The organism is Chryseobacterium sp. JM1, assembly GCF_000737715.1.
Classification (GTDB): domain Bacteria; phylum Bacteroidota; class Bacteroidia; order Flavobacteriales; family Weeksellaceae; genus Chryseobacterium.
In genome coordinates this window covers 1-11963 of record NZ_JPRN01000025.1, presented here as the reverse complement: position 1 = coordinate 11963, position 11963 = coordinate 1, and the positions used below count along the sequence as shown (strand labels likewise).

Sequence of the window (11963 nt, the reverse complement as noted above, 5' to 3'; positions counted from 1 at the left end):
GGCGCAAGAAAATCTAAGATTTTCGGCAAGTTCATTGTTGTTTATTGAACGGATTACCATTTTATCGGAGATAAAATCCTTGCGCCTTAAAGCATTCGAATTAGAAAAAAAATTGCGTTCCTTTGCGCTTATCCAACTAAAAATTTTAAACAAGTTGACTTTTTAATTGTACTCCCCAAGTTTTAAAATTGATCCAAAAAAGTTTAAATGACTTCATTAAACAAGTTTCCTTACTGCATTTTTTTTCCTGCAAATTTATTCAGCTTCATGCTCAGTGAGAACATAATATAGCGTTTCAGGATAAGATCTTCACGGTCTTCAATATATGAATTGGAAATGGTTCTTCTGACGCTCTGGTTTTGGTTTAAAACATCATAGATCTTTATCTTAGCCGTAAACTGCTTTTTGTAGAATGAATAACCCAAACTCGTATTCCAGAAATAGAAATCCTTTTTGAAACCGGGCGCAATATTTGAATTTGTATTGTATTCAAAATCATTTCCGAAAATCAGTCTGCTTTTAAACAGATAATTGGTGAGCTCCAGTTTCAGGGTCTGATTGGCTGTGTGTACATTATCAATGCTGTAATTGGTGTATTTTGAAAAATTATAGCCAAGTCGATAAGACGGTTTTATGCTGAATTTGTCCTTAAGTTCATACATCACATTCAAACCGGGAGTCAAATTATAAGAGGCATTCGTGAAAAACTGACCGTTAATAAAACCTTTATTATAACTATACTGTATATTGAATCTCGGGCTTATCGTCAGTTTATTGTCTTTCCATTTAAACGTTTTGTTGAAGCCGGCGCCTAAGCTCATATTCTTATTTCCACTGATGTTGTCATACGTTACAAGCTGCTTCCCCGCATCATCATATCTTGAATAATTGACCACATCATTGTTTCTGTACGTGAAATTAAGACTTACGTAATAGTTCATATTTTTGACCAGATTGTAATTATTGAAAAACAGGGAAGAGTTATTGCTCCATGTGTTTCTTAAATTGGGATTTCCGGTAGACGTCACCAAAGGATTTGAAGTGTCCTCATAAGGCGTAAGCTGTTCTGCACCGGGAATGGTGAAGGCTGCATAATTGTAAAGGCTCAGCATTTTATTTTCAGAGAACTGATACCTGAAGCTGAAATTATAGGCTGGAAGCGCAAAATTTTTCTGAAGACTGTATTGCTGGCCATTGTACACAGAATTGACATTCATATCCGAAATATCAAGATTCATTGTTCCCCACAGACTGAATTTCTTTTTATTCACTTCAAAAGACAGTTGAGGAGAAATTTGGTTGATCTTCTGTCTCAGGCTGTTGGATAAAGGTGAATTGTAATCAGAGTATTGTCCCGTGGCCGCATTGAAATCATTCACATCTCTGGAATTACTGGAAATATTTGAATTGTAGGCTATTTCAAAACTTACCGAAGCCGAATCCGAAATGGGTTCCGTATATCCGGCACTGAAATTATACATGCTGCTTTGGTTCCTGCTTTTTGACAGCTGGTTTCTGTTGTCATTCTGCTCAGGTCCCTGATAAAATTGAGTCTGAGATTTGTTGAGATTGTCCTGGTTAGACTGGGAAATCGTACTGTTTATTTTAGCATTCAGGGCACGTCTTTCCTTTCTGAATTGCTTGGTATAATAAATATAAGGGTTAAATGAATTGCTTTCTGACTCATTACTTGTGTAAGAATCACTTTCGTTCAGCAGTCCGTTATCTCTCAGGGTAGAAGATTTTGAACGGCTGATACTGGAACTTTGGCTGTTGTTAAATCTCGGTGAAATATAAATGGTACTCAAAGAATCCAGTGTAATTTTTGCCGAAGCATCTACATTGTTCTGGCGGGTTTCGCTCTCTCCATTGCTCTCAGAATGGGTGGTAAGCGTATATTCCGGAAGTAGGGTCGTTCTGGATGACTTGGAGGCCGTTTCCGTCTCAGAATTGGAGTGACTCAGACTGAAGTTGTCCAGATCCATTTCTTTCCCGATTTTATCATTGTAATTGATTCCGATGGTCGTAGATTTCTGAATTCCTTTTCCTCTGCCTGATGAAGACATTCCACCCTGCATTCCTGATGAATTCCTGCCTTCTCCCATACTGTCAAATACATCATCGTTGGAGAAACCCTGGGAATTGATATTATTCGATGAAGCGATAAGGCTGATCTTAGTATTATTTTTAAAGTAACTCAACAGTGCACTGCCTTCATAGCGTTTGTCCGAGCCGTATCCAAGCATCAACCTGGAGAGCAGTCCTTTGTTTTTTTTCTCATCAATATTAAAATTGATGGTCGTATTGTTAGATTTGGGTTTCTTTCCGCTTAATTCTTCTTCTTTCGTCTTGGTCGTGGTAAATTGAATGTTTTTAATGATATCAGCCGGAAGATTCTGAAGCGCAATTTTCCCGTCTTTATCAAAGAAAGGTTTTCCGTTGATCATGATCTGATCTACTTCCTTCCCGTTGACCGTTATCTTTTTGTCGTTGTCGATTTCCACACCGGGAATCTTTTTCAGAAGCTCTTCAATTTTACTGTCCGGACTTACTTTGATCGAAGAAGCATTAAATTCTATCGTGTCTTTTTTGATTTTGACGGGAGATACCGTAATCTTGATTTCGTCAATATTCTGAACATTGTTTTTTCCAAGTTCAATGTCTTCCAAAGTAAGAGACTGGTTTATCTTTTCCAGCTTTTTGGAATAGGGCGAAAGCTTTTCAGCGTTGATTCTTAAAATGGAAGACTCATTCAAAGCATCTGTTTTCAGAGAAAATTTACCTTCTTTGTTCGTCGCGGTATAATTGATGATGGATGAATCTTTTTCTTTAAGGAGATAAATGGTGGCGTTTTCCACTGGTTTTTTATCAGAATCAGACACCTTTCCGTTAATGTATAAGTTTTGCCCGTACAGGACCATACTATTGAATGCCAATGCCAGCAGCCATAAGATTTTCTTCATTCAGTGCTTTCTTTGAAGGCGTAAAAATATAAAAAAACATCCCCGATTGGGGATGTCTGTATTGATTTTTTTCAAAAAATTAATTTCCGAAAAATTATGCTCTTAAATATCTTGAATAAGCATAGCCTTCCTGACCATCGTCAGTCTTTACTTTCCACCAGTCATCAGAAGTCTGCTCGATTAAAGTTACAGAAGAACCTTTAGCAGCTTTTCCTACGACAGCAGCTTCCGTAGAAGGCTCCTGTCTGATGTTAAGGTTAGAATCTTCCGTAGCTACCGTTAAAGCAGCACCAGAAGTTAATCCTGCAACCTGTACATCAATGTTGATGTCTGAAGCTGAATACGTAGAATCGATAGTTCCCAAAGCATTCCATACTGCGTCTTTTGCAGCCGTGTTGGAAGCGCTTCCTGAAACATAAAGAATACCGTCCTGCTCCTGAACCTGAAGATTAGAAATTCCTGCAGACTGAGCTGCTGAAACTACACTTGAATATTTATCTTGTAATGTACTCATCTTAAAATTATTTTACCACTAGGTTATTGTTATACTTTCCGATTTTCAAAGCATCTACAGATTCTTTGATTTTTCTAGCCTGAAGACCAGAAACATTTCCTGTAAGCGTAAGCTGTCCGTTTACAACCTCAACTTTTACAGAAGGGAAATCTTTAACCGCATCCTGAACTTTTTTCTGAACTGCAGGATCTACAGCAGAAGCTGTTTCAACCGGTGCTACAGCAACTGGTGCTGCGATAGTAGACATATCCATTACCTCTTTTACTCCGTTGATAGCTTTTAATTTAGTGATCATAGCATCTTTAGACTGCTGGTCAGCGAAAGTTCCGCTTAGGTGAGCAACTCCTTCTTTTACTTCTACAGAAGCGTTGGGATTAGAAGTCACGACAGTTGTAGCCTGAGTCTGAAGATCGGCATCAGAAATCTTCTTTTTACAAGAAACCGCTCCAAAAGATATAGCTACAGCTAATGCAGCCATTGCGATAGTTTTTTTCATAGTTGTATATTTATTAATGTTGTTAATACAATCAAATGTAATAATAAAATTTGTACCAAAAGAATAAAAACTCAATAAATGTTTCTTAAATTTTTTGCAATATTTTCGGAATCAGCGATTTAATTTTAATGTATTATAATCTTAATCTAAACTTAACCCGGATTCATACAAAATCTTGTACCAATTGAAAAACTATTATATTTGTGCGAATTGAACTATATATATGAAAGGACAAAATAAACTTTTTATAGCCATTATCGTTGCGCTTATTCTGGGAGTAGGAATTGGAGGGGTGATACACACCCAATATCCTGAAAGTGCGGAACCTTTTTCCAAGAATATCAAACTCCTCGGAACTGTTTTTATCAGGCTGGTACAGATGATCATCGCGCCGCTGGTTTTTACCACGCTTGTTGTGGGAATCGCCAAAATGAGTGATATCAAAATGATCGGAAGGGTAGGAACAAAAGCCATGTTATGGTTTATCTCCGCTTCACTGGTTTCTCTCTTTATAGGACTGATGCTGGTTAACTGGCTGGAGCCCGGGCATGTGACTAAACTGCCTATCCAGGATGCCGCTGCTGCAGAAGATCTTCTGAAAAGCAGTAAAGGTTTTTCTCTGGAAGACTTTGTAAAACATATGATCCCGAAGAGTTTATTTGAAGCTTTTGCCACCAACGAGGTACTTCAGATTGTGGTTTTTTCCATTATGTTTGGAGTGGCTCTTGCTAACTTAGGCGAGGATTATTCAAAGCCGGTGGTTAAATTATTTGACATCATCGCCCATGCCATCCTTAAAATGGTAGGCTACATCATGTGGTTCGCTCCGTTTGGAGTTTTAGGATCTATTGCCGCTGTAGTGGCCATGAATGGGTTTAAAATATTTGAAGTCTACGCTGTTTATCTGAGAGACTTCTTCTTTGCCTTAGCTGTTCTTTGGCTTGTGCTTCTATTGGTCGGTTATATGATCTTAGGAAACCGCCTTTTCGAATTGCTGAGAAGAATTAAAGCGCCGTTACTGATCGCTTTCTCTACAACGAGTTCAGAAGCTGTTTTCCCTAAACTGGTAGAAGAATTAGAAAAATTCGGTTGTAACAACAGAGTAGTTTCTTTTATCTTACCATTAGGATATTCGTTTAACCTGGACGGAAGTATGATGTACATGACGTTTGCGTCCATCTTTATTGCACAGATCTACGGTATCGAAATGTCATTAGGTCAGCAGATCACCATGCTTTTGGTGTTAATGCTTACTTCAAAAGGAATTGCCGGAGTTCCGAGAGCTTCACTGGTAATTATCGTGGCAACCTGTTCCATGTTTGGAATTCCACCGGAAGGTATCGCATTGATCCTGCCAATTGACCATTTCTGTGATATGGGAAGAAGTATGACGAATGTATTAGGAAATGCATTGGCTACTTCTGCTGTTTCCAAATGGGAAGGGCAGCTTGAAAATACACCTCAGGAAGTTTAAGAGTCATGCCAAAGGAATCTACAGACCTGAAACCATCGATTGGAACACGGAAACTGAAGAAATCTGCAAAGTGGAAAAAGGAGGGATTATGATTATGAAGCCTTTAACACTTCATGGTTCAAACAGAACAACAGACGGAAGAAGGAGAAGGGTAATCCATATAGAATTTTCTGATATGGAACTGCCACAGCAGCTGAAATGGTCTGAAAAATTGAATTAAAATCCAGCAGTACAATGGAATCAGACAAAGATCAATTTCCGGCTATTGAATCCAAAATTTCTAAAGGCTGGACTTTGGCTGTTAAAACTGTTTTTTCAATATTCGCCGTATTGACACCCCTGATGACGATTATGATGGCATGGTTTACTGTAGATTCAAAAATCAATATTGAACTGAAAATTTTAATGGTTCTATTGGCGATACTCGTTACAGCATTATTTGTATGGCTTCTGATTGTAAAAATAAAAGAAAAACCAAGTGCGAAAATAATTCGGACCATGGTGGACAGAGCAGGAATTCATTATTACAGCAATCAGGGTTTAGTAAAATCAGTACAATACAGCCAACTGATGCCACATCCGGAGAACGGAAAATATGACGTTTTTATCAATCTTGATCAGACCGATACCAATATGGACTTGTGTTATTACGTATCCGATGAAGAGTCAGATAAAGTAGTCATAAAAGCATTATCCATAGAAGCAGAATCTGTAATTACTAATGGAAATTCATTAAGAAAACATTTCATAAAGGGAATCGCTTTTTTTAGACCCGACCTGAAAATTTCTCCCGGTGTTTTGGATTTGTATAAGATAAAGTGATAAACTTCAATAATAAAAAAAAGCCCTTCGAAAAACTCGAAGGGCTTTGTTTTTTGGTTAGGAAGATGGAGGATGGAAGATGGAAGTTACTGTTTGTCGGTCTAGTTCTGATAGTTATTTTATAGATATTTAATCTGGTAAATTTTCAAAAGTTAATAAAGCCGTGGTTCAGTCATTTTAGGGCTACTATTAACTTCCATCTTCCATCCTCAGCCTTCCCTTCCCATTATTTCACAGAAATCTCATCAATAAAGATATACGCCTCACCACCGGCGCCCTGATGCCATTCCGGAAGTTTGCCGTAATAATAAGCTTTTACCTTGATGTAGCGGGCTTCAGTCGGAAGAATTTCTGTTCCGAAATCCTGAATCTGTACTTTTTCGTCTTTAGCGTCAATCGTATTGTCAATGCTTTTCAGAAGGATAAAATCTTTCCCGTTCATCGATGCGTAGTATTCCACTTTTTTAGGCATTAAAATCCACGCTCTGCTGTCCTGAAGATAGGTAGAAGATAATTTCGTGATCTGTTGAGGTGATTTTAAATCAATTACAGCTTCAAAATCCTGTCCCTGATAGCCATGCCATTCCCCTTTTCTCCAGTTCACATCACCCTTGATGCCATCGATAAGCGCCAGTTTTCCATTAGCGGTATATTGCGGAGTTGCTTTTGAATGGATGGTAATATCCCAATAATTCGGTCTTCTGTTAAAATTAGCAACCGTCACAGAACTCTTTTCACCATTTCTTTCCGAATAGGCATGCACCTGAGTCGTTTTACTGATGGTGAAAGGGCTTTTATACGCTGAAAAGGTCTTCCTTACATTCGCATCATCTGAATTCATGGTCATATAATAGACTTTATCACCTGGATTCAGTGGAGTGATCTGTACTTTGGCTGAGAAATCGAAGATCCTGTCGGAGGCGATCACTGGTGATGCAGTCAGCTGTGTATATTTGAAATCTTTTGCCGGTTGGATGTTTTCAAACCCTAATTTTTGAAGCTCAGATCTGTTGGTGTTTTTTGTAATGACTTTTGTGGTACCGTTTTCCAGATGAATTTTAACCTCATCAAAATAAGGTGTCGTTGTCTGCCACTCCGGAAGCCCGGGAGTCACGGAATAAATTCCCATCGAGCTCAGAATGTACCATGCGCTCATCTGCCCGCAGTCTTCATTTCCGATAAGCCCGTCCGGTGTATTTTTATAAAAGTTATCAAGGATATATTTGATCTTGGCATCTGTCTTTTCCGGTTTTCCTACATAATTGTACAGATAGGCGATGTGATGGCTAGGCTCATTTCCCTGGGCATATTGTCCCATCAGGCCCGTAATATCTACCTGCTCCCTGCCGGTTGTTTTATCTGGTGCTGCGAAAATAGCATCAATAAACTGTTCAAATTTTTCCTTTCCGCCGTGAGCAGCAATCAGTCCTGGAATATCCTGCTGTACAGAATAGGAATAATGCCATGAGTTTCCTTCCGTATAATTATTGTTCACCTCCCTTGCATCAAAAGGTTCATACCAGTTTCCGTTCTTTCTAGGCTGCATAAATCCGCTGTTCGGGTTATATAGGTTTTTCCAGTTCTGAGAACGTTTCATGAAATACTGATAATCTTCTTTTTTGCCTAAAATCTTAGCCATTTGAGCAATGCACCAGTCGTCATAAGCGTATTCTACCGTTTTGGAAACACTTTCATGTTCATCGTCAATGCTGATATAATGGTTGTGCTTATAAGCATTTAAACCGAAAATATCCAGCATGGCAGAGTTTTTAGAGGCTTCAAATGCTTTTTCATAATCAAACCCTTTAATTCCTTTCGCCATCGCATCTGCAATCACCGAAACAGAGTGGTAGCCGATCATACATTCCGTTTCATTGGAAGCCAGTTCCCACACCGGAAGTTTTCCGCCCTGTTCATACTGCCTGATAAAAGTATTGATGAAATCTGCCGTTCTTTTTCTGTCGATCAGAGTCATCAGCGGATGAGCAGCCCTGAACGTATCCCAAAGCGAGAATACGGAATAATAGTCAAATCCTTTTGTCGTATAAAGCTTATTATCACGGCCTCTGTATCTTCCATCCACATCCATATTGATGTTCGGTTGGGTGAAAACGTGGTATAACGCGGTGTAAAAAACAGAAAGTTTATCTTTATCATCAGATTTTACTTCAATTTTTGAAAGTTCTTTATTCCAATCAGTTTCGGCCTGTTTTCTTACCGCTTCAAAATCATTGGATTTTCCTTCTACCAGCATGTTTTTCTCTGTCCCTTCATAACCTGTTGGAGAAATGGAAACTTTTACGCTGATCTTTTCTCCTTTTTTAACATCGGATGAAAAAGCCAGAGCCAGTTTGGTTCCGGTGAAAAGTCGGTCTTCATTCTTTCCGTTAACCTCTTTTTTAGAGATCTTCATCGGTTTTGAAAACTCAATTCTGGCATAGATATGTTGATTGGTAGCCCACGCTTCGCTTCTTCTGAACACTTCAATGGTTTTTTCATCAATGATCTTGACTTCACCTTCCAGTAATTTGTCCCTGTGGTTGAGGTCAAGAACGATATTGGCTGTTCCTGACTTGTTAAAAGTATATTCGTGATAACCGACTCTTTGGGTGGTGGTCAGACGGACATCGATATTGTTTTTGTCCAGTTTAACAGAATAAAATCCGGCCGAAGCTTTTTCATTTTTATGCGAAAACTTAGAAGAATAATCCTTGGGATTTAGGCTTACAGTTCCCATCGTGGGCATCAGCATGATATCTCCGTAATCCGAAACTCCGGTTCCGTTAAGGTGGGTATGTGAAAAACCATAGATCACAGAATCCGAATAGTGATATCCGCTGCATCCGTCCCAGCTACCGTCTATTCTGGTATCTGGTGAAAGCTGTACCATTCCGAAGGGAACAATAGCTCCCGGAAAGGTGTGACCGTGGCCTCCGGTTCCTATAAAAGGATTAACATACTGAGAATAATTCTGGGAATATATGATCTGGGCAATGCATAAGGAGAAAACGGCCAGTCTTTTTTTCATATTATCAATTTATACCCACGAATATATTGAAAAAACAGCAGAACGGAATGTAATAAAAGAAAGTCAGGAATTGTCTTATTAAAAACTATTACTACAAAATACATGAAGAAAACAATAATTTCCGTGATCCTGCTGCTGCCTGTTCTTGCCTTTTCGCAGCGCATCACAGGAAAAATAACGCAGACGGGGAATTCAGTTTCATACATAGAAATCGTAGCAGTGAAGGACAAAACCAGACAGACGGCTATTTCAGATGAAAAAGGAAATTATTCTTTAAAACTTCCGGATAACGGAAATTACAATATCAAACTGATCCAGGACGGAGCAGAAGTATCCACGGCAGAGATTAGCGTAAACGGAGAGACGAAGAAGGATTTTTTCATTGAGAAAAAACAGGAAAAACAAATTGAAGGCTTACGCTTACCGCAAGGAAAAAATTAATTGAAAGAAAGGCTGACCGTCTCATCTTTAATGTATCCAATTCTGTGGCTTCACAGGGAATGGATGGAGCAGATGCATTGTCAACGACTCCTTTGGTTAAAGTAGACGAGAATTCAGGAGTTTCAATCGTCGGAAAAAGCGGAGTCGCTGTGATGATCAATGACAGAATGCTTAACCTTTCAGGAAGCGAGCTGGTGACTTATCTTAAAAGCTTAAGATCCGAGAATATAGAAAAGATCGAGGTGATCACGACTCCTCCGGCAAAATATGAAGCGCAGGGAAACAGCGGGCTTATCAATATCATTTTAAAGAAAAATCAAAATCTGGGCTGGAGCGGAAGTCTTACAACAAGCCTTCAGCAGCAGACTTACACCGGGTTTTCAAACAATGCAACAGTCAATTATCAAAATGAAAAACTAAGATCTTCACTGAAATTAAGGCATTATGATTATCAAAAACGTTCCTATGAAAACTATACCATTGAAGGCGCAGACGGTCTTAAAAGTTCGGATGAGAGACGGGATTTCGGGAATGGGTTAGGTGCTAATTTAAGTGTTGATTATCAGATTAATGCTCAATCCAATGTAGGATTTATTTACGATTACGGTTTTGGGCATTCGAATATGGATGTTCAGAATACGTCGAGATATTTCCAGAACGGAATGTATACGAATACGCTGTCTACTTATGCGGAACATCGTGCTAATAGCCGTCAGCAGACGATAAGCGGATACTACGATCTTAAGTTTGGAAAGCAGGGGCATAAACTGAGCATTACCGGAAATTATTTTTCCAATATCCCGGAAAGTCTGATTGGTTTTACGACGACAGAAAGTTCAGGTGACGATTTTGTAGTGAGAACACCTTCTACCGTTGATTATAAAATTTACTCAGGACAGGCTGATCTTACCTTACCCTACCAGTTTGCAAAGATGGAAACCGGAGTTAAGTTCACCAATTTTGATAACAATTCAGATATTTCTTACCAGAATCTAACGAACGGAAATTTTACCACAGATCCTTTAAAGAGCAATGTATTTGAGTACAATGAAAAAAACTATGCAGCGTATGTCAGCTTTGAAAAAGAGTTTAATGAAAAATGGTCGGCAAAAGCAGGATTGCGCTATGAGTATTCCACGGTAAATGGTAATTCCTTAACCTCAGGACAGCAGACGGAAAACTCCTATGGAAAATTCTTTCCTACAGCTTATATCACTTACAAAAGCAATGAAAACAATACTTTCAATTTAAATTATTCCAAAAGGATCAACAGGCCTGGATTCCGAGCGATCAATCCCTACCGATGGTATATCAATGTGAATTCTTACTTTACAGGAAATCCATTGCTGACGCCTTCTATCAATCATAATTTTGAAATTTCACATGTGTATAAAGGGAAACTGTCCACCTCTGCGTATTTCCAGAGAACGGTAGAAGCATTTGGGCAGCTGGCCAATCTTCAGGGCGAAAACAGGATCAGCACGTTTGCGAATTATTACAACCAGAACAGTATGGGAATCACGGTCAATTATTCTGATACGTTCTTTAAATTCTGGGAAGCCAATTATTCTACGGACATGTCTTATATGGAAACGAAAGTTTTTGATACTGATGCAGCTTCCAGAAAAGGGAATAGCTATAGTTTTGATTTTCAGAACAACCTTTCGCTTAATAAAAGTAAAACAGTGCAGCTGATCTTCAATTACTGGTTCAGACTGCCATCCAATTCAGGAAATTCCTATATGAATTACGCAGGAAATTTCACATCCGGACTTAAGTTGAGTCTTATGGAGAAGAGTCTGCAGGTGAATGTATTTGTTTCGGATATTTTCAAACAGGCGAGAAGTAGGGGCGAGATCTATTATACAACGGGAACTCATTATTACAACAATTATTATGATTCCAGAAGGCTTACTTTATCAGCGACGTATACCTTTGGAAATAAAAAAGTGAAAGGGGCGGATCGTAATGTGAAGTTTGATGAGAAAAACAGGGCGAATTAAATGATAAACGAAGCTAGGTTTTGGCTAAAGCCTGATGAATTGGATGTATTTGTTAAACGGGCTAAAGCCCAATGTCATTAAGTTAAGGGTCTAATATTTTGATTTTCAGACGATTCACCTTGTTTATGTTATCTTTTTTTCGTATATTTAACAGTGAATCAATCAGTTAAACCTAGACGAAAAAATATTAATGATATTTTATCTTCTCTTCAATGCGAAATT

General features: G+C 38.6%; 8 protein-coding genes and 1 pseudogene. 5 read left to right on the top strand and 4 right to left on the bottom strand.

The genetic code is table 11. From position 1 onward, the window contains the following. Window positions 1–230: 230 nt before the first annotated feature. The 3 genes from IW22_RS22955 to IW22_RS22945 all read right to left on the bottom strand — a co-directional run bounded on the left by IW22_RS22955 (window position 231) and on the right by IW22_RS22945 (window position 3973). Window positions 231–2963 (bottom strand): TonB-dependent receptor, encoded by a 2733-nt coding sequence (locus tag IW22_RS22955; protein WP_034731904.1) that lies wholly within the window; start codon window positions 2961–2963, stop codon window positions 231–233. A gap of 94 nt (window positions 2964–3057) precedes the next feature. Further along, the gene (locus IW22_RS22950; protein WP_034731900.1) at window positions 3058–3477 is read right to left on the bottom strand and encodes an SH3 domain-containing protein; all 420 of its coding nucleotides are present in this window, start codon (window positions 3475–3477) and stop codon (window positions 3058–3060) included. 7 nt (window positions 3478–3484) lie between these two features. Further along, window positions 3485–3973 carry a BON domain-containing protein gene (locus tag IW22_RS22945; protein ID WP_034731896.1) on the bottom strand — a complete coding sequence of 163 codons (489 nt, stop codon included), beginning with the start codon at window positions 3971–3973 and terminating at the stop codon, window positions 3485–3487. Between the two features lie 223 nt (window positions 3974–4196). Here IW22_RS22945 and IW22_RS22940 point away from each other — a divergent pair, with 223 nt between their 5' ends. The 3 genes and pseudogenes from IW22_RS22940 to IW22_RS22930 all read left to right on the top strand — a co-directional run bounded on the left by IW22_RS22940 (window position 4197) and on the right by IW22_RS22930 (window position 6269). Further along, window positions 4197–5447, top strand: a complete 1251-nt coding sequence (locus tag IW22_RS22940; protein ID WP_034731893.1) for a dicarboxylate/amino acid:cation symporter — start codon at window positions 4197–4199, stop codon at window positions 5445–5447. Next, window positions 5446–5667 (top strand): annotated as a pseudogene (locus IW22_RS22935) (phytanoyl-CoA dioxygenase); the annotation flags it as partial. The gene IW22_RS22940 and the pseudogene IW22_RS22935, both read left to right, overlap by 2 nt. 14 nt (window positions 5668–5681) lie before the next feature. Then, entirely contained in the window at window positions 5682–6269 is a 588-nt protein-coding gene (locus tag IW22_RS22930) for a hypothetical protein (RefSeq protein ID WP_034731887.1), read from the top strand. Between the two features lie 226 nt (window positions 6270–6495). On the opposite strand, the gene IW22_RS22925 is transcribed toward IW22_RS22930, so the two are convergent. After that, window positions 6496–9297, bottom strand: a complete 2802-nt coding sequence (locus IW22_RS22925; protein ID WP_034731884.1) for a GH92 family glycosyl hydrolase — start codon at window positions 9295–9297, stop codon at window positions 6496–6498. Window positions 9298–9399: 102 nt separating this feature from the next. Here IW22_RS22925 and IW22_RS22920 point away from each other — a divergent pair, with 102 nt between their 5' ends. Further along, window positions 9400–9738: a carboxypeptidase-like regulatory domain-containing protein gene (locus IW22_RS22920; protein ID WP_034731881.1), complete on the top strand. Its 339-nt coding sequence runs from the start codon at window positions 9400–9402 to the stop codon at window positions 9736–9738. 44 nt (window positions 9739–9782) lie between these two features. Further along, a complete protein-coding gene (locus IW22_RS22915; RefSeq protein WP_131401787.1) occupies window positions 9783–11741 on the top strand; it encodes a TonB-dependent receptor domain-containing protein in 1959 nt (652 codons plus the stop codon). Window positions 11742–11963 lie beyond the last annotated feature (222 nt).